We start from the raw sequence: 22,900 nt of genomic DNA on the forward strand, positions 1-22,900 counted from the left end.
CTGCCCGTGGGCGGCGTAGGTGAAACGGCTGTGAAAAGGGCCGCAGCCCGGGCGGCGGCGGCCGTGCGCGGCCCTAGGATGGCCCAGCCGGGGGTAGGTCGGGCGCATGAGCGCCCTTGCACGGGGGAGTGCACATGGGCGACAAGGTCGTCATCCGGTCGTGGGAACTCCACGGCGAGGCAAAGGAGTTCGAGACAGTCTCGAACGAGTTCGGCAGTGCGGCGAAGCAGTTGGAGAGCGGGCTGGCGGCGCTGGGTGCGCCGTGGGGCGGTGACGCTCCGGGCAAGCCGTTCGGTACCGCGTACGGCGAGGCCCGGGAGGGCGTGCTGGCCGGGCTGCAGGGTCTGTCGGAGCGGCTGGGCCGGATCGGCCGGGGGCTGCACAGCATGGCGGACAACATGGAGCGCACCGACAGCGAGGTCAGCGCGGACTTCAACGCGCCGTCGTCGAACCACCCGACCGCAACCGGCCGGGCCTGAACCGCAGTCAGAGCACGCGGCGGGCGGCTGTGCACGCCGAACCGCACCACCCGAAGGGGGAGCACGTGTCCAGGAACCTGCCGGAGGAACTCGCCCCCGCGCTGGCACGGACCGGCCACGCGTGGCCACAGGCGGACGAGGACGGGCTGCGCCGGGCGGCCGGCCTGTGGCGGGAGTTCGGTTCGGAGGCGGACGCCCTGGTGCGGCGCGGCAACACGGCCGCGCAGCGGGTGTCCGGGGAGAACGAGGGCCCCGCGGTGGACGCGTTCACCACGCACTGGCAGCAGTTCAGCGGCGGCGGCCGCGGCCAGCTGGACGACGCCTCGGCGGCGGCGGGCCTGGTGGCCGGCGCGCTGGACAAGGCGGCCGGCGTGGTCGACCACAGCAAGGCCGAGATCATCGCGGTGCTGCAGGAGCTGACCGAGAAGATCCGGGCGGCGGACGCGGCCGAGGCGAAGGCCAAGGCGCAGATCGCCCAGGCCGGCAAGGACATCGTCTCCGGCGGCCTGATCTCCGGGCTGGTGTCCGGCGCGGCCGGCCTGGTGAAGGAGGGCGTCGCCGAGGCCGAGGAACTGGCCGCCGTCGAGCACGCCAAGCTGAAGATCGGACAGCTGCTGGAGCAGCTCGAGCGGGACATGGCGGAGGCGGCGAAGTCGCTCGCCAAGGAGCCCCCACTGATAGCCCTGGAGCGGATCGCCCAGGCCGACGGCCGCGGCCTGCACGGCGAGAAGCGCGAGAGCTCGATGGCCGCCCGGTCCGGGCAGGTCACCGGCGTCCTGGCGAAGTCCGGCGTGGCCCGCTCGGTGGAGGTCGCCGGCGTGGCCGGCGTGCACGCCGAGCTGAAGGCCGACGGCACCGTCAAGACCGACCGGCACGGCAACCCGATCCTGGTCGGCGACGACGGCCAGCGAGTCAAGGGCGTCGAGGGCCTGAAGGTCACCCAGGGCACCGACGGCACCCAGCAGCTGGTCGGCCCGGACGGCACCCCGGTCGGCGGCGTGGCGATGGGCGAGGACGGCAAGCCGCTGCTCGGCAAGGACGGCAAGCCGGTGCTGGTCGGCCTGACCGGCGCGCTGGTCGGCACCGGCATCGTGCTGGCCCTCGGCCTGGACGGCCACCCCAAGCTCGACGACGACGGCCACCCGGTGATGATGGCCGCCAACGGCACCCCGGTCTCCGGCCTGGTCGCCGACCAGAAGGGCCACCTGCTGATCGGCAGCAACGGCCAGGCCGTCACCGTCAACGCGGACATGCAGGCGGTCGGCCCGAACGGGCAGATCGTGCAGTTCGGCGCCGACGGCCGCCCGCTCGACGTGCTCGGCAAGGACGGGCAGCCGCTGCCGATCGGCGACGGTCAGAACAACAGCCCGTACGGGGACGGTACGCGCGGCCACAACGGCCAGGGCGGCCACAACGGCCACAACGGCCACGACGGCCACGACGGCCAGGGCAACGGCAACGGCAACGGCCAGGGCAACGGCCGCGGCAACGGACCCGGCAGCAACATGTCCGGTGGCAACTCCCCGCTGAACGGGCTCCCGGGCAAGCTCGACGGCGCGATCTTCGACCAGCAGGGCGGCCAGGACCAGGGCGGCGGCCAGCCGCAGTCCGCTCCGGCAGGCGGCGGTGGGCACCGCGGTGGCGGCAACTCCGGCGGCTACCAGAACAACTCGGCTCCGGTGTACGGCAATTCGCACAGCGGCTCGTCCGGTGGTGGCGGCGGTGGCGGTGGCGGTTCGTACGGCGGCGGTGGCGGTGGCGGCGGTTCCTACGGCGGCGGTGGCGGCTGGTCCCCGAGCGACTCGCCCTCGCCCTCCTCGTCGCACGGGCCGGTGTCGGTGCACGTCGACTCGGTGCTGACGCCGCCCGCGCCGCACCTCCCGCCGTCGGTGGACAGCAGTGACATCTGGTCGTCCGGCGGTAGCGGTGGCGGTGGCGGTGGTGTGCACCGCGGCGACCCCGGTTCGGTGTTCGGCGGTTCGGGCGGTTCGGGTGGCGGCTCGTCCATCCAGCTCGGCCCGGTCGGCGGCGGTTCCGCCCCGGCCGCCGGCGGCGGCGTGCCGGTCGGCGGTTCGGTCGGCGGTTCGGTCGGCGCCGGCCCGGTGGCCGGTGCGGGCCCGGTCGGCGGTGCCTCCGGCGGCACTCCCGGCGCGGCCGGTACCCCCGGTGCCCCGGGCGCGGCGGCCGGTGCCGCCGGCGCCCCCGGTGCTGCGGCCGGTGCGGCAGCCGGCACCCCGGGTGCTCCCGGCGCTGCGGCCGGTACCCTCGGCGCCCCCGGCGCGGGTGGGCAGGGCGGCGGTGCGGCCGCGGTGGTCGGTGTCGGCCAGCACGCGGCGGACGGCCGTCCGGTGGCGGCCCGTCCGGTGACCGGCCCGGTCCCGCCCACGGGCGGCGGCGGCATCGGTCAGCAGGCCCCCGGTGGTCCCGTCCGGCACGACCCGCTGCCGGACGTCCGGCGGCACAGCCCCGCCGACGAGTCCGGCGCGCCGCTGCACCAGGCGTCCGCGGCCTGGCTGGTGCTCTCCGGCGGCGGGCAGGGCGGCGTGGTGCGGCCCGGCTCCGCCGAGCAGGTGGTGCGCACCCTCGCCGACAGCCGCCCGTACGGGCTGCCCGGCGGGCTCGGACCGGTCGATCCCGCGCACCAGGCCGAGGTGGTGCGGCGCACCCCCGCGCCGTTCCCGGACCCGATGGTCGGCGAGTGGATCGAGGTCCTCAACGGCGGCGGCCCGACCGAGAGCGGACGCGCCAACAACTGTGTGGACGTGGCACTTTCGGCCGTCGACACGCTCGGCACCGCACCCACCTGCGCCGCGCCGCGACTGCCCGACGGCCCGGCCGGCGAGCGCGGCGGCCGCGACCGCGCCGAGCTCGAACTCGGCACCCGCTTCCTCGACCTGGGCGACGGCGCCGAGGCGCACGGCAAGCTCGGCCAGGCACTGCTCGCGCACGGCACCGGCACCCGCGCGGTGCTGCTCACCGTCGACGGCTTCGGCCGCTCGCACACCTGGAACGCCGTCAACCACAAGGGCGTGCTCAGCTACCTCGACCACCAGACCGGCTACGCCGCGCCGACCCCGCTCTACCCGGCCGACCACGGCCTGTGGGCGATCGCGGTGGACGCCGCCGACCGGCCGATCGACCTGTCCGCTCCGCTGCCCGTCACCGTCGCCGTCCCCACCGGGGACCGCGACGACGCGGTGGCCGAGCCGGTGCCCGCCATGGCCGGCGCCCCCGCCGAGGAACCGGCCGCGGACGTCCCGCCCGCGGCAGCGCCGCCGCGCTCCCGTCTCACCATCCACCGCACCGCCGGGAGCACCAACCGATGATCAGCCGTGAACAGGCCCTCGCCACCGCCCACCGCTGGGTCAACGGCGACCTCCCGCAGGAGGCTTCGCGGCCTGTCAGGTGCCACGAGTTCGACCTCGGCTGGGTGCTCTGGCCGGAGCCCGCGCCGATCCTCACCGACCCGCTCACCGGGGTGCGCCGCGCCCCGGAGGAGATCGGCGCGGCCTGTGCCGTGGTCGACCGGGTCAGCGGCGAACTCACCGTCTTCCCGTCCGTCCCGGTGCCCGAGGTGGAGCGGCTCTACCGCGACCGCCTCGGCGCCGGGAGCCACCACCCGGCGCTGCCGCCCGTCACCGGCCCCGGCACCCGGGCCGCGCTCAGCTACCGGGACGGCAAGGGCGTCACTCAGTCGCTCACCGTGCACTCCGCGCACGGCCACCCGCACCCCGCGCTGCGCGCCTGGCAGCAGCTGTCCGCGCAGGGCGTCGCCCTCGACGACCTGATCGCGCTCCGCACCGACCTGCGGCTGTCGATGCTCCCCGGCGGCTACTGGGAGCACGTCATCGCGGCCCGGCTGCCCGGCGTCCGGATCGAGTTCGAGCAGCCGTACGGCCCGCGCCACGACCACCGGGCGGCCGCCGTCCGGGCGCTGGCCGCCCGCACCGGCCGGCACTGGAACCGGATGCCGTTCCCGCTCGCCGTGCCGCCCGCCCAGCCCGAGGACGAGAACGGCCTCGGGCAGCGGTTGGCCGCGCTGTTCGGCGAGGACGGCGCACACCGCTTCGAGCAGACCGCGGTGCTCGCCGCCGACCTGCCCGAGGCCGCCGCCCGCGCCCTGCAGCGCACCGGCCTGCCGCGGGTGGTGGCCGGGTTCTTCACCCTCCACCTCCCCGAGAGCGACGGCATCGCCGGGCAGGCCGGACCCGTCCTGCCCGACCTCACCGAACACCTCGGCGCGCTCGGCCGCGGCCGCCGCGCCACCGCCGCGGCCCGCGCCGCGCTGATCGGCCAGCGGCTGCTCGGCACCGACGGCTGGGCGCTGTTCACCGTCGACACCGCGCAGGGCCGGATCCGCGCCGTCGACCCCGACACCTGCGAGGCCCGCTACACCAACGCCGACCTGACCGCCTTCACCCGCTGCCTCGCGCTGCTCGCCGAGCGCTACCCGCGCCTGCGCGACCTGCCGCCCGAGCAGGCCGGCCCGGCCGTCGCCGAGTTCCAGTGGGCGCTGGCCGCACTCGACCGGACCGCGCTGCGGAACCCCGAGAACTGGTGGGCGGTCATCGTCGAACAGCTCTGGGACGGGCTGCTGTGACCCCACCGGTACCCCGGGAGGTCACCGGTCTGGGCTAAGTTGGACGGTCATGCGACTCGGTGTGCTCGACGTAGGCTCCAACACCGTCCACTTCCTCGTGGTGGACGCCCACCCCGGTGCGGCCCCCCTGCCCGCCTACTCCCACAAGGCCGACCTGCGCCTCGCCGAGCTGCTGGACGCGGACGGCGCGATCAGCCCGATCGGCATCGAACGGCTGGTCTCGATGGTCGCCTCCTCGCTGCGGGTCGCCGAGGACAAGGGCGTCGTCGACCTGCTGCCGTTCGCCACCTCCGCCGTCCGGGAGGCCAGCAACGGCGAGGAGGTGCTGCGCCGGGTCGAGGACGAGACCGGCGTCGCGCTCACCGTGCTGTCCGGCCAGGACGAGGCCCGGCTGACCTTCCTCGCCGTCCGCCGCTGGTTCGGCTGGTCCTCCGGCCGGCTGCTCAACCTCGACATCGGCGGCGGCTCCCTGGAGATCGCCTGCGGCCTCGACGAACAGCCCGACGTCGCCACCTCCCTGCCGCTCGGCGCCGGACGCCTCACCTCCCGGCTCCCCGGCGACGTCGCCGACCCCGGCGACATCCGCGAACTGCGGCGGCACATCCGCGCCGAGATCGCCGGCGCGGTCGGCGAGATCGCCCGCCTCGGCGCGCCCGACCACTCGGTGGCCACCTCCAAGACCTTCAAGCAGCTCGCCCGGATGACCGGCGCCGCCCCCGAGGGCGCCGGCGTCCGCGTCCCCCGCAAGCTCACCCGGGCCGGCCTCTCCGCCTGGCTGCCCCGCCTCGCCGCCATGACCCCCGCCGAACGCGCCCGCATCCCCGGCGTCTCGCTCGGCCGCGCCCGTCAGCTGCTGGCCGGCGCGCTGGTCGCCGACGCCGCGATGGACCTGTTCGGCCTGGACGAGCTGGACATCTGCCCATGGGCGCTGCGGGAGGGCATCATCCTGCGCCGCCTCGACACCATGGACGGCCAGGACAGTCGGGTCGCAATCGAAGCGTGACCCGGAGACCGGCCGCAACTCGCCTTTTTCCCTAGGGAATTCGTGTGCGAGCGGCTAGGATCCCGGTGGTTTTCAGGGGAGCGCTCACCGGGGGGATTGCGATGTCCGTGCCGTCTTTTGCCGACCGCCGAAGAGGGAGGCGCCGGTTCGCCGCGATCGGTGGCCTGCCACTGGTCGCCATGCTGCTGTCGCTGGCCGCACTGCTGCCGGGCAACGACCCGCAGCCGACCGTGGCCGGGGCCGTTCCGGTCGCCGCGCAGGCGGGCGCTCCGGTGTCCGGTACCTCGGCGCCGACGCCGACGCCCGGTGCATCGCCGAGTGCGAACAGCCTCGGCAGCTCCGGCAACTCCGCCAACTCCGTCAGCGGCGGCGCGGCTCCGTCCGCCGCCCAGAACCAGTTGGGGGGCGGCGTCCCGAGCCGGCCTCCGCGGCCGGTCTCGTATCCCAGCGGGACGCCCAACCCCATGCCCACGGACGGCCCGTGCCCGTTCGTTCTGCAGGCCCACACGGTGGTGCGCTGCGGCGCCGAGTCGGGCCAGCGGACGCTGTTCAAGCTCGACGTGTCGGCGGGCCGGGACATGGTGATGATCCAGGTGGTCAGCACGCTGTACGGCATGGCGCCGCGGCTGTTCGACCCGGACGGCCAGCAGGTGCAGTGCAACATCGCGCCCGACGACTACGTCGGCGGCCCGGTCCGGTGCGTCACCAACAAGGCCGGCACGTACACGTTGCAGCTGATCAACTACGGTTCGGGGACCCTGCCGATCGCGCTGTCGTACCTGCCGGTGTTCTCCACCGACAAGTGCGTGACCATGCGGGGCACCGACACGTCGCTGGGCAACCCCACCCTCTACCGGGGCACCGTGCCGCAGGGCATGGCGGGTGACTGCTGGGTGACCGACTTCGCCGCCGGTGACGTGGTGCGGCAGCTCGGCACCAACCTGGAGCAGATCCTGTTCGACGCGACCGGCCAGCAGGTCTGTGTCCCCGGCACCCCGCCGGTGTCCGGGACCGACTGCAAGCTGACCGGCACCGCCCCCTACCGGCTGGTCGTCCAGTACGGGCACGACTACAACCCCGCCGACCCCGGCACCCCGGCCTACCTGATGGCCATGTCGCGGATGTCGCGGCCGGAGGGCTGCCTGACGGTCGAGCCGCAGACGTACGGGGCGGCCCTCGACCTGACGGACATCACCCGCTGCCGGATCCTGCGGGTGCCCACCGACGGCCGTTACTCGTTCCGCGGGACCCACGACACCGGCAACATCGGCGGCACCCTCTACCGGTCCGACCTCAGCCCGATCTGCCCGTCCGGGACCTGTGACCTCACCGCCGGCGACTACCTGTACACGATCCCGCCGCCCATCTACCAGCCGTCGCCGTTCGCGATGGTCTTCCGCGCCGACACCGAGACCCGCGGCTGCACCGCCGGCCGCGACGACCAGATGGATTCCGGCGCGCCCGTCGAGACCTTCCCCTCGGCCGGGCAGGACATCTGCCGCACCCTGCCGACCGCGTCCGGCCAGTCCGTCTACGTGCTGAACGGGACGGACAAGGGCGAGACGGCGCGCTACCGCGTGCTGGACGCCGCCGGCACCGAACAGTGCCACGGCTTCACCGTGTACGACACCTACCAGGTGTGCCGGCTGACCGGCACCGCGCCGTTCCGGCTGACGGCGGAGGCCCAGGGCCCGTTCAACTACCGTCTTCTGGTGCAGCGGGTCGGTGAGACCGCCGGCTGCACGCCGTGGGCCGCCGCCGAGTACGGCACCGGCAGCGGCGCCCGCACCGGCCTGACCGGGAAGCCCGCCAACGGGGCCCTGGAGAGCTGCTTCGCCGTCCCGGCCGACCACCCGGCCGCCGAACTGATCGGCTACCGCGTCACCGGGAACCGGTTCAAGTCCGTGCTGCACGTGGTCGATTCGTCCGGTACGGAGGTCTGCCGGATCAACACCGGGATCGCCGACGTCTGCCGCGCTCCCGCCGGCCGGCCCTACACGGCCGTGCTGACCTACGACAGCAGCGTGAGCGACTTCACCGCCGTCCGCCGCGACGCCACCGTGTCCGCGCCCTGCGACCTGCCCGCGGCGACCGGCCAGGTCGGCGGGCCGTCCGCCGGTATCGCCGTCGACAGCTCCACCGACGCGCACTGCACCACGGTCGGCGCCGCTGCGGCGGACCTGCTGCAGATGAACTCCCGCACCTCCGGTGGTCGGTCCGCCCAGCTGACCGTGCTGGACGCCGACGGCCGGACCCGGTGCAACGCCTGGGAGACCAGCTGCCGGGTCACCGGCTCGACCCGCTACGTCACGCTGGTGGCCGCCCGCGACTCGGTCGACACGGGGCCGCTCCCGGGTGCGCTGGACGTCTGGCGGCTGGCCACCGCCGCCGGCTGGGCGCCCGAGTGCGCCGCCCACCCGGTCTCCGCCGACGGCTTCGACCAGCGCAGCGGGGTGCTGAGCGACGACGCCCCGCTGTACTGCGCGGTGCTGGACATGAAGCCCGGGCAGAGCGTGGACATCGCCACCGCCACCGACGACTACCGCAACTGGTCGCTGCTGAGCATGGCCGGCCGGGAGAACTGGGCCGACGAGGACACCGCCTACAAGTGCGTGAAGCAGCTGGGCGAAGTCCCGACGGGCTTCAACCAGTGCACGTACAACGGCACCACCACCGGGCACGCCGTACTGCTGTTCAGCCCGGGCCAGGCCCACACGCCGCTCGCCTACACCCTGCAGGGGGCCAAGCCGGGCACCGGCACCGCGTACTCGGGCATTCCGCAGTCGCTGACCCCGGCGGTGGCCGTCGAGGGCGGCTACGCCGAGGTGACCGTCCACGGCACCGGGCTGAGCCTCAACAGCAGGCTGACGCTGGTCCCCGAGAACACCCGGGTGGACCCGAACCTGTCCATGCGGCCGCTGTGGGTGAGCGCGGACGGCACCGAACTGCGGCTCCGGGTCGAGCTCGGGGGCGCGTCCACCGTCCGCTACGACCTGCTGGTCGTGGGCGCCGACCACACCGACGGCGTTCCCTCGCCGGGCTACCTGCCCAAGGCGTTCCAGGTGGTCAAGAAGAGCGCCTGAGACAGAGCGACTGAGACAGCCGGCGGGGCCGCCCATGGCGGCCCCGCCGTGCGTTGCGCTTAACCTGGTTCGCGTGGCGGATTCAGCGGATCAGCGAAAGCCGAGGCGCGGCCCCCTGCCGTTGAAGGCGGCGCGGGCCGCCCGTGCGGCGCGGCGGAAGCTGGAGCGGCCGCCGCTGCTGCGCACCACGGACCGGCTGGTGCTGCCGCCGCACCCGGCGCTGCACGTGCCGGACACCAAGGTCGCGCTGTCGACGGCGTCGGTGTACCCGTCGACCACCGAGACGGCGTTCGAGCTGGCCTCCCGGCTGGGCTACGACGGCGTCGAGGTGATGGTCTGGAACGACCCGGTGAGCCAGGACGTGGAGGCGCTGCGGCGGCTCTCCGACACCTACGAGGTGCCGATCCTCGCGGTGCACGCCCCGTGCCTGCTGATCACCCAGCGGGTCTGGAGCACCGACCCGTGGACCAAGCTGGTGCGGGCCCGGAAGGCGGCCGAGCGGCTGGGCGCGGACACCGTGGTGGTGCACCCGCCGTTCCGCTGGCAGCGGCAGTACGCCAAGGAGTTCGTGGCGGGCATCGACCGGATGGCGGGGGAGACGCCGGTCCGGTTCGCGGTGGAGAACATGTACCCGTGGCGCTACCGGGATCGCGAGATGCTGGCGTACGCGCCCGGCTGGGACGTCACCGACGAGGAGTACCGGCACTTCACCGTCGACCTGTCGCACGCGGCGACCTCGCGGGTGGACGCGCTGGAACTGGCCGCCCGGATGGGGGACCGGCTGGCGCACGTGCACCTGGCGGACGGGTCCGGGTCCGGCAAGGACGAGCACCTGATCCCGGGGCGCGGCAAGCAGCCGTGCGCGGAGCTGCTGGAGCGGCTGGCCCGGACCGGCTTCGACGGGCACGTGGTGCTGGAGGTCAACACCCGCAAGTCCGGCTCCCCGGCCGACCGGGAGGCCGACCTGGCGGAGGCGCTGGCCTTCACCCGGCTGCACCTGGCGGCGGTCCGGCCCATGATGTGACGGATCGTCAGTTCACGGATCACCGGACAGCCCGGCGGGCCCGCGCCTAGAGTCGCCAGCATGATCAACCACCGAACGGCGGTCCCGGCGTGATCGGCCCCGGCACCCACGTCCGGCTGGCCCGCCCGTCCCTGGACCTGGCGGCCGCCGAACGCTTCTACGTCGAGGGCCTCGGCCTGTCCGTGCTGTGGCGCAGCACCGTGCGGGTGTCCGGGCAGCACGACCTGCTGATGGTCGGATTCCCGGGCGGCACCTGGCACTTCGAGCTGGCCCTCGACCCGGAGCGCCCGGTCGCGCCGGCCCCGACGGTCGAGGACCTGTTCGTGCTGTACCTGGGCGAGCCCGTCGACGAGGCGCTGGTCGAGCGCCTGGTAGCGGCGGGCGGCCGCCAGGTGCCCGCGCACAACCCGTACTGGGACGAGTTCGGGGTGACGGTGCTGGATCCGGACGGGTACGGCCTGGTGCTGTGCTCGCGCACCTGGGGATGACGGGAGACGAATCGATGAGTGACATGCAGGCCCACGCGAACTCCTTCGGCGCGGTCGCCGCCGAGTACAACGCGGCCCGGCCGTCCTACCCGGACGAGCTGTTCGACGAGCTGGAGCGGCTGTCCGGCCGCCCGCTGAAGGGCGCGGACGTCCTGGACGTCGGCGCCGGCACGGGCATCGCCACCCGGCTGCTGGCCGACCGCGGCGCCCGGGTGGTCGCGGTGGAGCCCAGCGACGGCATGGCCGCGGTGCTCCGCGAGGTCAGTCCCGGACTGCCGGTGGTGAAGGCCGGCGGCGACGAACTGCCGTTCCACGACGCCTCGGTGGACCTCGTCACCTACGCGCAGGCGTTCCACTGGACCGACCCCGAGCGGTCCGTCCCGGAGGCGCTGCGGGTGCTGCGCCCGGGCGGGGCGCTGGCGGTGTGGTGGAACATCAAGGACTACGAGACGCCCTGGCTGGCCGCCCACCAGGAGCGGATGGCGGCCACCCTGCCCGGCTACCACTACTACGGCGGGGTGATCGCCGGGCACGAGAAGTTGACCGAGGCCGGCTTGGAGGTCCGCGAGGCCACGGTGCGCTGGGAACGGCAGGTGACGGTCGACCAGCTGATCACCGACCTGACCTCCCGCTCGTACGTCGCGGTGCTGGACCCGGAGCTGCGGGCCCCGATCCTGGCCGCCGAACGGGAGGCACTGCTCGCCGAGTTCCCGGACGGGCAGCTGGTCGAGCCGTACCGGCTGGAGCTGTTCGTCGCCCCGAAGCCTTAGTACTGCAACGGTGCTTATCCTGGCGAGGCTTCGGCTCTTGGGCTGTGGCCTCGTCTCTTGTAGTGGCTGGTCCGGGCCTGCTGTTGGCGTCGGCGGCGCCATCGGGACCAGTGCAGGACGTGGTCGGTTCTGTGGTGAGCAGGCCGGGTGAGGTGGGCGATAAGCCGACGTATCTCGGGGAGGGTAAGCGGGATCAGGTCTGACGTTCGAGCGGGTCTTGCCCCTTTTCGAGGTGCTGGGCCCGCAGGACGGTCAGGTAGGCGTGGGCGGCCATGGCGAGGGTGATGTGCCGATACCAGCCCGGGTGGCGGCGGACCTGGTAGTCGTCCAGGCCGCACTGGCCTTTCGCGGTCTGGAAGCACTCCTCGATCGCCCAGCGGGCGCCCGCGACGGCGATCAGCTCGTTCAGTGTGGCGACGGCAGGCGCGTAGGCGATGTAGTAGGCGATCTTCGTGGGATCGGTGATGCTGCGGCGGGCCAGGACCCAGTGCTTGCGGTCGGGGCGGTGCCAGGGCCGAACCTCCACGCGCGCCCAGTCGTAGATCCGCGGGCCGTGGGCGCCCTCCCCGCAGGAGCGGCGCTTCCACTTCTGCCGGGGCAGGTCGGCGACCAGGTCGTGCAGCCGGCGGTCCAAGGCTCGTCGGGTGACGACGGTGTCATGACTGGTGGTGGCAACCACGTGGAAGACGTCGGCCTGCTCCAACTCGGTCCGCCAGCCCTTGCTGTAGCCGTATCCGGCATCCGCGGTCACCCAACGGAAGGGGATCTCTTCGTCGATCGCGCGGCGGACCATCGCCCTCGCGAGCTGGACCTTGGTGGCGAACTCGACCTCGTCGCCGATCCCCGCCGCCCGACACCGCTCGAGGTCGTCGGTCCAAGACTTGGGCAGGTAGAGGGCCCGGTCGATCAGGGTCCGACCCAGCCTGCTGGAGTAGGCGAGGAAGACTCCGACCTGGCAGTTCTCGGTGCGGCCCGCGGTGCCGGAGTACTGGCGTTGGACGCCGGCCGATCGCACGCCCTTCTTCAGGAACCCGGTGTCGTCCACGATCAGCACGCCTCCGGGGTCGGCCAGGTGCTCGACGATGTACTCGCGCACGTCGTCGAGCACCCCGTCGGCGTCCCAGTCGATGCGGTTCAGCAGCCGCTGGATCCGGTCCGGGCCGCCGTGGCCGGCCTCCTCGGCCACCGTCCACCCGTTCTTGCGTTCCAACGGCGCCAGCAGGCCCCGCATATAGGCCAGTGCCGACTCCCGCGACTCGCTCCGCGCGAACCGGTGAGCAAACCGCTCATGCAGCCCGGCCAGCCCGTCCGACCACCGACGAGCATCGATCTCGGATATCTCCCCATCCATGAACTGCCCAACGAGCGAACCCAACGACCGTCACTGTAAGCACCGTTGCAGTATTAGGGCCTGTCCGGCCGATCTTGCCGGGCGCGCGCACCGGCAGCCGCCCGGCAGCCGCCCGCGCTGACCGCATCGCGGACACCTGGTCCGGATCCGGTCGGCGCGGGCGTAGGCTCGACGGACCCCCGAAATGTCCCGAAGGAGCGGCTCCGATGCCCCAGCTGAGGTCCAACACGGTCACCCAAGGTCGCAACATGGCGGGCGCGCGCGCCCTTCTGCGCGCCGCGGGCGTAGCCCGCGAGGACTTCGGCAAGCCGATCATCGCGGTCGCCAACTCCTTCACCGAGTTCGTCCCCGGCCACACCCACCTGCAGCCGGTCGGCCGGATCGTCTCCGAGGCGATCAAGCAGGCGGGCGGCATCCCGCGCGAGTTCAACACCATCGCGGTGGACGACGGCATCGCCATGGGCCACAACGGCATGCTCTACTCGCTGCCGTCCCGCGACCTGATCGCCGACTCGGTCGAGTACATGGTCAACGCGCACTGCGCGGACGCGCTGATCTGCATCTCCAACTGCGACAAGATCACCCCCGGCATGCTGATGGCCGCGCTGCGCCTCAACATCCCCACCGTGTTCGTCTCCGGCGGCCCGATGGAGGCCGGCCAGGCCACCCTGGTGGACGGCACCGTCCGCAAGCTGGACCTGGTGGACGCGATCTCCCAGGCGGTGAACGAGAACGTCTCCGACGCGGACATCTCGATCATCGAGGAGAACGCCTGCCCGACCTGCGGCTCCTGCTCCGGCATGTTCACCGCCAACTCGATGAACTGCCTGACCGAGGCGATCGGCCTGTCGCTCCCGGGCAACGGCTCGGTGCTGGCCACCCACACCGCCCGCCGCGCGCTGTACGAGCAGGCCGGCCGCACCGTCGTGGACATCACCAACCGCTACTACGGCGGCGACGACGCCTCCGTCCTGCCGCGCAACATCGCCACCCGCGCCGCGTTCGAGAACGCCATGGCGCTGGACATCGCGATGGGCGGCTCCACCAACACGATCCTGCACCTGCTGGCCGCCGCCCAGGAGGCCGAGGTCGACTTCGACATGCGGGCCATCGACGCCATCTCGCGCAAGGTGCCGTGCCTGTCCAAGGTCGCCCCGAACGGCAAGTACTACATGGAGGACGTGCACCGGGCCGGCGGCATCCCCGCCATCCTCGGCGAGCTGTACCGCGGCGGGCTGCTCAACGAGGAGGTGCACACCGTGCACTCCGACTCGATCGCCGAGTGGCTGAAGACCTGGGACGTGCGCGGCGGCTCGCCCTCCGAGCAGGCCGTCGAACTGTGGCACGCCGCCCCGGGCTGCGTCCGCTCCGCCGAGGCGTTCAGCCAGTCCGAGCGCTGGGACACCCTGGACACCGACGCGGCCGGCGGCTGCATCCGCAGCGTCGAGCACGCCTATTCGGTCGAGGGCGGCCTGGCCGTGCTGTACGGCAACATCGCCGAGGACGGCTGCGTGGTGAAGACCGCTGGCGTGGACGAGTCGATCTGGCGCTTCCAGGGCAAGGCCGTGGTCTGCGAGTCCCAGGACGAGGCCGTCGAGAAGATCCTCGCCAAGCAGGTCACCGAGGGCGACGTGGTGGTCATCCGCTACGAGGGTCCCAAGGGCGGCCCGGGCATGCAGGAGATGCTCTACCCGACGTCCTTCCTGAAGGGCCGCGGCCTCGGCAAGGCCTGCGCGCTGATCACCGACGGCCGGTTCTCCGGCGGCACCTCCGGCCTGTCCATCGGCCACATCTCCCCGGAGGCGGCGTCCGGCGGTGCCATCGCCCTGGTCGAGGACGGCGACCCGATCACCATCGACATCCCGGCCCGCACCATCAACCTCGACGTCTCCTTCGAGGAACTGCACGAGCGCCGGCTCAAGCTGGAGGCGGCGGGCGGCTACCGCCCGAAGTCCCGCGACCGCCAGGTCTCGGCCGCCCTCAAGGCGTACGCGGCGATGGCCACCTCCGCCGACAAGGGCGCCGTCCGGGACGTCAGCAAGCTCGGCTGAGGCGCGCCGCCCCGGGGCGGCTCGCTCGGCGTGGCGATAATCGGGCCCGTGAGGACCACGATTGACGGCGCGCCGGCCCCCGAACCGATCCGCTTCTTCGGCACCACCTGGGTCGACCGCGGCGCCGCCTACTGGCTGCGCCGCGTCCTGGTGCCGCTCGGCGCCCTGGCGGCCACCGCCGCCGGGGCGCTGCTGCTGCGTCTGGGCGTCTCCGGCGTCCGGATCTCCGGCGCCGCCCCGCTCACGGTGCTGCTGACGCTCGCCATCGGCATCTGCACCGCGCTGGCGGGCCTGCGCACCTGGAAGATCCTCACCGAGGGCCGCGAATCGCTCACCGGCTGGATGGCCGAGGACAGATCACTGGCCGGCGTCTGGCTGGTCGGCTTCACCGGCTCGCTCGCCGTCTACTTCCTGCGCAGCCTGGTCGAGGCCCCCGGCGAGGGCCTGCGGCGGGCCGTCCACGACCAGCAGACCGCCACCTGGCAGCGCCGCCGGGCCGCCCGTGCGGAGCGCGACGCCCGCAAGGCGGCCCGACGGCGGACCTGAGTCACGGTCAACTGCGGCTGGCGGTACCGCACTTGCCGTCGCTGTTCAGCGGCTTGCTCCAGTCGTACGGGTCACTGGTCGGCCCGGCCCCGGGCGAGGCGCTCGCGACGCCCCGGTCGGCCCGGAAGGCGGGCCGCAGGTAGCCGCCGCCGAAGGTGCACAGCGTGTTGGCGCGCTCGCTGGTCCAACTGACCAGCGACACCTTGTCCTTCTTCACCTGGAAGCGTGCCGGGTCGGCGAACCGGAAGTCGATCTTGCGGCGGACGATCTCCCGTTCCACCTCGACCCCGCCCGGCTCGGCCCGGACGAAGCCCACCGCCTTCGCACCCGCGCTGCCGGACGGCTGCGCCCCGGTGCCGCGGCCCGAGGGCTGCGCCGACGGCGAGGCCTGGCCGACCTTCGGCCCCGGCTTGAGCGCGTAGACGAAGGTGACGTCGGCGTGCACCAGCAGGCCCTGCTCGCCGTCGCCCTCGAAGGTGATCAGGCCCTGCACCTTCACCTGGTCGGTCACCGGCACCGCCCAGTCCGGGTCGAAGCGGCTCACCCAGTTCGCCGGGTCGCGCTCCTCGCTCGGGTGGGACAGTTCCGACGTCATCCGGTCGCCGGTCTCCCGGTTCGCCAGGTCGAGCGCGCCCTGCGGGTACCCGCCCGCCACCACCTTCGGATCCAGGTTGGTCGCCACCAGGTAGGCCTTGGCCAGCTCGAGGTCCTTGGCCACCCGGTCCTGGTCGAACACCCCGACCGCGGTGGCCTCCGGCAGCTTTAGCCCCTCCGGGCCGGCCGGCCACGCCTCGGCGGGCGAACCCGCCCACGGCCGGTCCACCGTCGCGGTCTCCGGCGCCAGGCTCGGCGGCGCGCTGCTGGGCGCCGCCGTCGCCGCACCCACCGACGGCAGCGCCGAGGACTTGGCCACCGGCTGCTCCGACTTCTGGTGGTTCAGCGTCACCACCACCGTCACCAGCGCCATCGCCGCCAGCCACGCCAGCAGCGCTTTGCGCCCCGGACGCGGCTTCTTCGCCGGCTGCTCGTTCTGCACCAACCCCGCGAAGGGGTCCCCCTCTTGTCCGGGGACGCCGTTGTCCGGCCCCGGCCCGTCTATTCTCGGCACGGCCGGAAGTATGCCGATCACCTCCGACACGCCCGACACCGGGGGTCGGAAACCGCTACTCCTTGCGGGCCGCCTTCACCGAGCCGACCACACCCGCCACCGCCAGCAGCAGACCCGCGGGCAGCAGCGAGGTGAACAGCGCCGCGAACAGGCCCCAGTCGCCCAGCAGCCACAGGTTCACGGTGTTCGCCAGCCACAGCGCCGCGGACGCCGGAACCACCGACTGCCACGGGTGCTCGTCCGCCCAGCGCCGCAGCCGCCGGTCCCCGCTCTTGCGCAGCCGCCCGCCGACCGTGCCCACCAGGAAGAAGAAGAACAGCCCGAGGCCGACCGGCCCCGCCAGGATGTCCATCGCCCAGTGCCCGGTCACCACATCGACCGCGAGTGCGGCGCCGCCGACCACCGCACCCACCGCCGTCGCCGTCCGCCACGGCCCGAGCGTCGCGGCGGCGACGGCGACCTGGCGGTTCTCACGTCCTGACAACTCTCCGTGTCCCATGTCTCCACGGTGCTCCTCGGCCGCCCCGGAATCCAGCATCGGGGCCCCTGAGATTCCCCCTACGGGCCGGTACCCGCACCGGCACACGGCCGGTGACGCCCTGTCGGTCCGCCCGGGCAGACTGGCCCGATGACTCCGACCGCGAACGACTACGCCTGGCTCGCCCACTCCCAGTGGTTCGGGCGCTGCGACCAGGACGGATACTCCCTCACCCTGGTGCGCGGCCGCACTCCGCAGCAGGTGCTCGAGGCGATCGGCGCCGTCCCGCAGGGCTTCGGCGACGGCTTCGACGACCTGCTCGACTGCCACGAGGAACTGCGCGAGTGGGTCGACGACTACCAGGACGACTCGTTCGCCGCGGCCGCCGTCACCGTCCCGGGCGAGGGCGGCGACTGGACGCTGCTGCTCGCCCTCGACTCCGGCGTCGGCATCAGCGGCCACCTGCCGGCGCTCTCCGCGGGCGGCGTCACCGTCACCCACGACAGCAACGCCGGCAAGCCCATGCAGCGGTTCACCCACTACCGGGACGGCGAAGTGCTCACCAGCTTCGAGGAACCCGAGTGGTCCCACGGCAGCGCCCCGGGGGCCCTCGGACCGCTGCTGCGCGAGGTCGGCTACGACGGGTCCGGCAAGCAGGCGGCGTTCTTCGCGCTGGCCGAGCGGCTCACCGGCGTCCGGATCACCGACGAGACCGTCCGCGACGCCGAGTTCCTGCTCGGCGTGGTGGCCGACGAGGACGAAGAGGGCACCGACTGATCCCGACCGCAGGGTGGACGCCTGCCCCGGAGCGGAGGCGTTCCGGGGCAGGATGGGGGCCAGGAACCGCAGCGCACGGAGGGCCTCCATGAGCAACACCACCACCGCCGGCCAGAAGATCGCCTTCCTCGGCACCGGAAAGATCGGCGAAGCCCTGCTCTCCGGCCTGCTGCGGGCCGGCGCCGACCCGGCCGACGTCATGATCACCGCCCGCCGCCCCGAGCGCGCCACCGAACTCGCCGACCGCTACGGCGTCGCCACGGCCACCAACGCCGAGGCCGCCAAGCTCGCCGACACCCTGATCCTCGCCGTCAAGCCGCAGGACATGGGCACCCTGCTCGACGAACTCGCCGAGCACGTCGCCGCCGACAAGCTGATCGTCTCCGCCGCCGCCGGCATCCCCACCGCCTGGTTCGAGGAGCGCCTCGCCCCCGGCACCCCCGTGGTCCGCGTCATGCCCAACACCCCGGTGCTGGTGGACGAGGGCATGAGCGTGATCTCCGGCGGCTCGCACGCCACCGAGGCCCACCTGGAGCGCACCGAGGCGATCTTCCGCTCGGTCGGCAAGGCGCTGCGCGTCCCCGAGAACCAGCAGGACGCCGCCACCGCGCTGTCCGGCTCCGGCCCCGCCTACTTCTACTTCCTGGTCGAGGCGATGATCGACGCCGGCATCCTGCTCGGCCTGCCCCGCCAGGTCGCGCACGAGCTGATCGTGCAGTCCGCGATCGGCGCCTCGGTGATGCTCCGCGACTCCGGCGAGCACCCCGTCAAGCTCCGCGAGGCCGTCACCTCCCCGGCCGGCACCACCATCGCCGCCATCCGCGAACTGGAGAACCACGGCGTCCGGGCCGCCATGCTCGGCGCCCTGGAGGCCGCCCGGGACCGCTCCCGGGAACTCGCCACCGGCGGAAAGTAGTCTGGAGCAACGTGAGCTACGACCTGCTGATCCTCGACAATGACGGCGTGCTGGTGGACAGCGAGCCGATATCCAACCGGGTGCTCGCCGAGTACCTCACCGAACTCGGCTTCCCCACCACCGTCGAGGACTCCTACCGCGACTTCATGGGCACCGCCGCGCACCACGTCCACGACGTGATCGCGCAGCGGTACGGGGCCACCCTCCCCGAGGGCTTCGACGACCTGTTCCACGACCGGGTGTTCGCCGCCTTCGACGGCGAACTGCGGCCCGTGCGCGGCGCCGAGAAGTTCCTGACGCACCTCCAGGAACGCGGCATCCGCTACTGCGTCGCCTCCTCCGCCCACCACTCCTGGATCCGCACCGCGCACCGCCTCACCGGCCTGTCCGGGTACTTCACCGACGAACTGCTGTTCTCCGCCCAGGACGTCGGCATCGGCAAGCCAGCCCCCGACCTGTTCCTGCACGCCGCCCGCACCATGGGCGCCGACCCGGCCCGCTGCCTGGTCCTGGAGGACAGCGCCAACGGCGTCCTCGCCGCCCGCGCCGCCGGAATGGACGTGTACGGGTACGCCGCACTCACCGACCCCGAGAAGCTCAACTCCGCTGGAGCCACCGGCCTTTACGCCGACCTGCAGGGGGCGGTCGATCTTCTGAACTGATCGCGCGCGACCCCTCCCGCCGACGCCGCCCACCGCCTACGCTCTGGCCCAACGTCCTTCGTACCGGCCGGTAGCGTCGGTGGTGAGCGAGGTTTTGATGCAGGCCGAACCGACCCCCCGGCTCCGCCAGGCCCGGGCCGCGCTCGCCGTCTCGTTCTTCCTCCAGGGCACCACCTTCGCGCTGCTGGTGGCCTGCATTCCCGAACTCCAGAAGCGCTACGGCCTCAGCGACGGCCTGCTGCCGGTCTTCCTGGCCGCCGTCCCGATCCTGGCCGGTATCGGCTCGATCGGCTCCGAGGCACTGGTCAAGCGCACCACCGCACGTGGCGTGCTGCGCGTCGTCCAGCCCGCCGTCTGCCTCACCCTCGCGCTCACCGGCCTCGGCAACCAACTGTGGCAACTCGCCATCGCCCTCGGCCTGTTCGGCCTCCTGGTCGGCGCCCTCGACGCCTCCATGAACATGCTCGGCGTCGGCCTCCAGCACCGCTACGGCCGCAGCATAATGATCGGCTTCCACGCCGCGTTCAGCCTCGGCGGCATCCTCGGCGCCGCACTGGCCGGCCTCGGCGCCCACTGGGACGCCGGCCTGCCGCTGCTGTTCGGCGGCGCGGCCGCCCTGCTGATACCCGCCGCCTTCGTCGTCGGCCGCCACTTCGCCGGCCCCGCCGAACTCGGCGACGCCGTCCGGGAAGCCGCCGAACTCGCCGCCCGCCGCATCCCCTGGCGGCCGCTGCTGCCGCTGTGCGCCGCGATGGCCTTCGCCTACATCGCGGACGCCTCGGTCTCCAACTACAGCGTCAAGTACCTCGCCGACGGCCTCGGCAGCCGCGAGGACCTCGCCAAGCTCTCCTACCTCGGCTACATGGTCGCCATGCTGCTCGGCCGCGCCGTCGGCGACCGCGCCGTCCAGCGCTTCGGCGCGACCGCCGTCGTCCGCACCGGCGCGAGCCTGGCCGGCGCCGGCTTCCTGCTCGCCGCCACCGCCCCCAGCACCTCGGCCGGCATCCTCGGCTTCACCGTCCTCGGCTTCGGCATCTGCGCGATCATCCCCCAGGTCTTCGCCGCCGGCGGCCGTCTCCTCCCGCACGCGAGCGACGCCGCCGTCGCCCGCCTCAACCTCTTCAACTACGCCGGCTTCCTGATCGGCTCCCCCCTCGTCGGCACCCTCGCCGAACTCTCCAACTACCGCTGGGCCTTCGGCGCCCCCATGCTCCTGATCCTCGCGATCATCCCGCTCGCCCCGCACTTCGCCCCGGCGGCGAAGCAAGTGGTTGCGCACACAGAGGCGCAGGCGGGTGCGCAACCGGGGACGCGGGTGGGTGCGAAACCGGGGGCGCGGGGAACTGCGCGAAACGGAAGCTGACCGGCGGAAAGATCGCGCCACGGACAATGACTTGCACGTGAGCGCGCCCCCGCAGGTGCCCAGGATTCGCGCCTCGTCCCATACCCTCGCGCCCCCGCCGGACCCGCCCCGATACGGTGGCCCCATGGCGGAAACTTGCGGACTGCACCTGTTCTGGGACGAGGACGAAACCGGCTACGACTTCGGCCCCGGCCACCCCATGGACCCGACCCGTCTAGCCCTGACGATGCGTCTGATCGAATCTCTCGGCCTCACCAAGCACCCGTCCGTGACGGTGCGTTCGGCCCCCGCCGCCGGTGACTCCACGCTCCGGCTGGTGCACACCGCCGACTACCTCGCCGCGGTGAAGCGCGCCGCCGCCGACCCGTCCGCCACCGATCCGGCGCACGGTCTCGGCACCGACGACAACTGGTCGTTCCCCGCGCTGCACACCGCCTCCGCGCTGATCGCCGGCCAGTCGGTGGCCGCCGCCGAGGCGGTGTGGCGCGGACAGACCCCGCACGCCGTCAACTTCGCGGGCGGACTGCACCACGCCATGCCCGGCCAGGCGTCCGGGTTCTGCATCTACAACGACCCCGCCCTCGCCATCGCCCGCCTGCTGGAACTGGGCGCGGAACGGGTCGCCTACATCGACGTGGACGTCCACCACGGCGACGGCGTGCAGCAGACGTTCTGGAACGACCCCCGGGTGCTCACCGTCTCGGTGCACGAGAGCCCCAGCACGCTGTTCCCGCAGACCGGCTGGGCCACCGAGACCGGCGGCCCGGACGCCGTGGGCACCGCCGCCAACCTGGCGCTGCCGGCCGGCACCGGCGACGCAGGCTGGCTGCGCGCCTTCCACGCCGTCGTCCCGGACCTGCTGGCCGCGTTCCGCCCGCAGGTGATCGTCAGCCAGCACGGCGCGGACACCCACATCGAGGACCCGCTCGCCCATCTGGCCGTCACCGTCGACGCCCAGCGCCTGATGGCCGAGTCGGTGCACCGCCTGGCCCACCAGTACGCGGACGGCCGCTGGGTGGCCACCGGCGGCGGCGGGTACGCGGTGGTCGACGTGGTGCCCCGCACCTGGACCCACCTGGTGGCCACCGCCGCCGGGAACCCGGTCGACCCGGCCACCGAAACCCCCGAGGATTGGCGCGCCGAGGTCTACCGGCTGACCCGCCGCCCCGCCCCGCTGCGGATGACCGACGGCGCCACCCCGCACTGGGCGGACTTCCACGACGGCGGCTACGACCCCGCCGACCGCCTCGACCAGGCCGTCCTGGCCACCCGCCGCGCCGTCCTCCCGCACCACGGACTGATCCCGTGACCGCCCGCGACAGTCTCCGCGCCCACCTGCTGAAGCACCGGCTGGCCGGCCCGGACGTGCCCACGCCCCGGCAGAACAACCTGCGCCACTACCGGCTCTTCGCCCAGGGCGACCCCAAGGCGCTGATGGGCCTCGAACCGGAGCCCCGTCGCGACCCGGACGCGGTGCTGCGCCTGATGGCCGAACGCGTCGGCGTGCACCCCGACCCCCGGTACACCGAGGGCCCCGACACCATCGACCCCGACCTCACCATCGCCGCCCTGGACCGCCTCGCCCTGCTGCTGCGCCGCACCGCCGCCCGCCGCGGCAGCGTGCTGGCCGGCACCGGGCACCCGACCAAGCTGGCGGGCTTCCACGGGGCGCTCGCAAGGGCGCTCGAAGCCGCGGGCTGCCCCGTGCACACCCCTGCGCGGGGCGTGCGCTTCCGTGAGCCCACCCCGGACGGTGACCGCCCCCGTTACCTCGACGTGGTCGACCGGGTGCTGGTGGTGCGCGCCCTGGACGGCCCCGACCGCCCCGACCGCCCCGGCCGCCCGGGCCGCCCGGCTGTTGGCGAGCTCGCCCACACGCACTCCCCGCTGCCCGTCCGACTCGCCCTGACCGCCCTCGCCGACGCCGGGCACCGCCCGCCCGACCTGGTCCTGGGCGACCACGGCTGGCTGTGCGGCGCCGGCCGCCTCGGCATCCCGGCCGGCGGCGTCGCCGACTGCAACGACGTCGCCCCGTTCGCCGCCGAGGCGGACGGCCTGGTCGCCGTGGTCGTCCCGCTGGAGGACGGTTCGGACCCGTCCTGCTACAGAGCGCTGAGCGACTACGTACTGCAACGGGCGGATCTCGCACCGTACAACAGTTGACGGCCACCCTCTTCCCACCCGTACCACCCATAACTACT

At 73.4% G+C, this 22,900-nt stretch carries 19 protein-coding genes; 16 read left to right on the forward strand and 3 right to left on the reverse strand.

The window, feature by feature from the left end; genetic code table 11:
* The first annotated feature begins 134 nt into the window (after window positions 1-134).
* The 8 genes from ACFYS8_RS24180 to ACFYS8_RS24215 all read left to right on the forward strand — a co-directional run bounded on the left by ACFYS8_RS24180 (window position 135) and on the right by ACFYS8_RS24215 (window position 11,447).
* Window positions 135-479 carry a WXG100 family type VII secretion target gene (locus tag ACFYS8_RS24180; RefSeq protein ID WP_387644115.1) on the forward strand — a complete coding sequence of 115 codons (345 nt, stop codon included), beginning with the start codon at window positions 135-137 and terminating at the stop codon, window positions 477-479.
* Between the two features lie 65 nt (window positions 480-544).
* Window positions 545-3,805 carry a toxin glutamine deamidase domain-containing protein gene (locus ACFYS8_RS24185; protein ID WP_387644118.1) on the forward strand — a complete coding sequence of 1,087 codons (3,261 nt, stop codon included), beginning with the start codon at window positions 545-547 and terminating at the stop codon, window positions 3,803-3,805.
* The gene (locus ACFYS8_RS24190; protein WP_387644121.1) at window positions 3,802-5,079 is read left to right on the forward strand and encodes an SUKH-4 family immunity protein; all 1,278 of its coding nucleotides are present in this window, start codon (window positions 3,802-3,804) and stop codon (window positions 5,077-5,079) included. Before ACFYS8_RS24185 ends, ACFYS8_RS24190 begins: the two co-directional genes overlap by 4 nt.
* Before the next feature lie 49 nt (window positions 5,080-5,128).
* Entirely contained in the window at window positions 5,129-6,082 is a 954-nt protein-coding gene (locus tag ACFYS8_RS24195; protein WP_387644124.1) for a Ppx/GppA family phosphatase, read from the forward strand.
* 101 nt (window positions 6,083-6,183) lie between these two features.
* Window positions 6,184-9,165 carry a hypothetical protein gene (locus ACFYS8_RS24200; RefSeq protein WP_387644127.1) on the forward strand — a complete coding sequence of 994 codons (2,982 nt, stop codon included), beginning with the start codon at window positions 6,184-6,186 and terminating at the stop codon, window positions 9,163-9,165.
* A 220-nt stretch (window positions 9,166-9,385) separates the two neighbouring features.
* Window positions 9,386-10,189, forward strand: a complete 804-nt coding sequence (locus tag ACFYS8_RS24205; protein WP_387644970.1) for a sugar phosphate isomerase/epimerase family protein — start codon at window positions 9,386-9,388, stop codon at window positions 10,187-10,189.
* Window positions 10,190-10,278: 89 nt separating this feature from the next.
* The gene (locus ACFYS8_RS24210) at window positions 10,279-10,677 is read left to right on the forward strand and encodes a VOC family protein (protein ID WP_387644130.1); all 399 of its coding nucleotides are present in this window, start codon (window positions 10,279-10,281) and stop codon (window positions 10,675-10,677) included.
* 14 nt (window positions 10,678-10,691) lie between these two features.
* Window positions 10,692-11,447 (forward strand): class I SAM-dependent methyltransferase, encoded by a 756-nt coding sequence (locus ACFYS8_RS24215; protein WP_387644132.1) that lies wholly within the window; start codon window positions 10,692-10,694, stop codon window positions 11,445-11,447.
* A gap of 193 nt (window positions 11,448-11,640) precedes the next feature.
* On the opposite strand, the gene ACFYS8_RS24220 is transcribed toward ACFYS8_RS24215, so the two are convergent.
* Window positions 11,641-12,798 (reverse strand): IS701 family transposase, encoded by a 1,158-nt coding sequence (locus ACFYS8_RS24220; RefSeq protein WP_387644973.1) that lies wholly within the window; start codon window positions 12,796-12,798, stop codon window positions 11,641-11,643.
* A gap of 206 nt (window positions 12,799-13,004) precedes the next feature.
* On the opposite strand from ACFYS8_RS24220, the gene ilvD reads away from it, so the two are divergent.
* Window positions 13,005-14,849: a dihydroxy-acid dehydratase gene (gene ilvD / locus ACFYS8_RS24225; protein ID WP_387644135.1), complete on the forward strand. Its 1,845-nt coding sequence runs from the start codon at window positions 13,005-13,007 to the stop codon at window positions 14,847-14,849.
* 48 nt (window positions 14,850-14,897) lie between these two features.
* Window positions 14,898-15,395, forward strand: a complete 498-nt coding sequence (locus ACFYS8_RS24230; protein WP_387644137.1) for a hypothetical protein — start codon at window positions 14,898-14,900, stop codon at window positions 15,393-15,395.
* 7 nt (window positions 15,396-15,402) lie between these two features.
* Here the strand turns inward: ACFYS8_RS24230 and ACFYS8_RS24235 are convergent, their stop codons facing one another.
* On the reverse strand, window positions 15,403-16,503 hold the full coding sequence (locus tag ACFYS8_RS24235; RefSeq protein ID WP_387644140.1) for a hypothetical protein: 1,101 nt from the start codon (window positions 16,501-16,503) through the stop codon (window positions 15,403-15,405).
* Between the two features lie 55 nt (window positions 16,504-16,558).
* On the reverse strand, window positions 16,559-17,002 hold the full coding sequence (locus ACFYS8_RS24240; protein WP_387644142.1) for a hypothetical protein: 444 nt from the start codon (window positions 17,000-17,002) through the stop codon (window positions 16,559-16,561).
* Window positions 17,003-17,131: 129 nt separating this feature from the next.
* On the opposite strand from ACFYS8_RS24240, the gene ACFYS8_RS24245 reads away from it, so the two are divergent.
* From ACFYS8_RS24245 to ACFYS8_RS24270, 6 genes are all read left to right on the forward strand, one after another.
* Complete coding sequence (locus ACFYS8_RS24245; RefSeq protein ID WP_387644144.1) at window positions 17,132-17,758, forward strand: DUF6461 domain-containing protein; 627 nt, start codon at window positions 17,132-17,134, stop codon at window positions 17,756-17,758.
* Window positions 17,759-17,846: 88 nt separating this feature from the next.
* Window positions 17,847-18,674: a pyrroline-5-carboxylate reductase gene (gene proC / locus ACFYS8_RS24250; RefSeq protein WP_387644147.1), complete on the forward strand. Its 828-nt coding sequence runs from the start codon at window positions 17,847-17,849 to the stop codon at window positions 18,672-18,674.
* Between the two features lie 11 nt (window positions 18,675-18,685).
* Window positions 18,686-19,336 carry an HAD family hydrolase gene (locus ACFYS8_RS24255; protein ID WP_387644150.1) on the forward strand — a complete coding sequence of 217 codons (651 nt, stop codon included), beginning with the start codon at window positions 18,686-18,688 and terminating at the stop codon, window positions 19,334-19,336.
* A gap of 82 nt (window positions 19,337-19,418) precedes the next feature.
* Window positions 19,419-20,699, forward strand: a complete 1,281-nt coding sequence (locus ACFYS8_RS24260; protein WP_387644153.1) for an MFS transporter — start codon at window positions 19,419-19,421, stop codon at window positions 20,697-20,699.
* Between the two features lie 124 nt (window positions 20,700-20,823).
* Window positions 20,824-22,008: an acetoin utilization protein AcuC gene (locus ACFYS8_RS24265; protein ID WP_387644155.1), complete on the forward strand. Its 1,185-nt coding sequence runs from the start codon at window positions 20,824-20,826 to the stop codon at window positions 22,006-22,008.
* Window positions 22,005-22,862, forward strand: a complete 858-nt coding sequence (locus ACFYS8_RS24270; RefSeq protein WP_387644157.1) for a phosphatase — start codon at window positions 22,005-22,007, stop codon at window positions 22,860-22,862. The genes ACFYS8_RS24265 and ACFYS8_RS24270 overlap by 4 nt, the downstream gene beginning before the upstream one ends.
* Window positions 22,863-22,900 lie beyond the last annotated feature (38 nt).

Origin of the sequence: Kitasatospora sp. NPDC004615 (assembly GCF_042873545.1) — a bacterium.
In the GTDB taxonomy this organism is placed as follows: domain Bacteria; phylum Actinomycetota; class Actinomycetes; order Streptomycetales; family Streptomycetaceae; genus Kitasatospora.

What these genes read in the sequence shown, in the direction of transcription:
- ACFYS8_RS24245 (WP_387644144.1), top strand. Translation starts at nt 17,132, where the DNA reads ATGACTCCGACCGCGAACGACTACGCCTGGCTCGCCCACTCCCAGTGG.
- ACFYS8_RS24180 (WP_387644115.1), top strand. Translation starts at nt 135, where the DNA reads ATGGGCGACAAGGTCGTCATCCGGTCGTGGGAACTCCACGGCGAGGCA.
- ACFYS8_RS24220 (WP_387644973.1), bottom strand. Translation starts at nt 12,798, where the DNA reads ATGGATGGGGAGATATCCGAGATCGATGCTCGTCGGTGGTCGGACGGG.
- ACFYS8_RS24200 (WP_387644127.1), top strand. Translation starts at nt 6,184, where the DNA reads ATGTCCGTGCCGTCTTTTGCCGACCGCCGAAGAGGGAGGCGCCGGTTC.
- ACFYS8_RS24190 (WP_387644121.1), top strand. Translation starts at nt 3,802, where the DNA reads ATGATCAGCCGTGAACAGGCCCTCGCCACCGCCCACCGCTGGGTCAAC.
- ACFYS8_RS24265 (WP_387644155.1), top strand. Translation starts at nt 20,824, where the DNA reads ATGGCGGAAACTTGCGGACTGCACCTGTTCTGGGACGAGGACGAAACC.
- ACFYS8_RS24240 (WP_387644142.1), bottom strand. Translation starts at nt 17,002, where the DNA reads ATGGGACACGGAGAGTTGTCAGGACGTGAGAACCGCCAGGTCGCCGTC.
- proC (WP_387644147.1), top strand. Translation starts at nt 17,847, where the DNA reads ATGAGCAACACCACCACCGCCGGCCAGAAGATCGCCTTCCTCGGCACC.
- ACFYS8_RS24195 (WP_387644124.1), top strand. Translation starts at nt 5,129, where the DNA reads ATGCGACTCGGTGTGCTCGACGTAGGCTCCAACACCGTCCACTTCCTC.
- ACFYS8_RS24215 (WP_387644132.1), top strand. Translation starts at nt 10,692, where the DNA reads ATGAGTGACATGCAGGCCCACGCGAACTCCTTCGGCGCGGTCGCCGCC.
- ilvD (WP_387644135.1), top strand. Translation starts at nt 13,005, where the DNA reads ATGCCCCAGCTGAGGTCCAACACGGTCACCCAAGGTCGCAACATGGCG.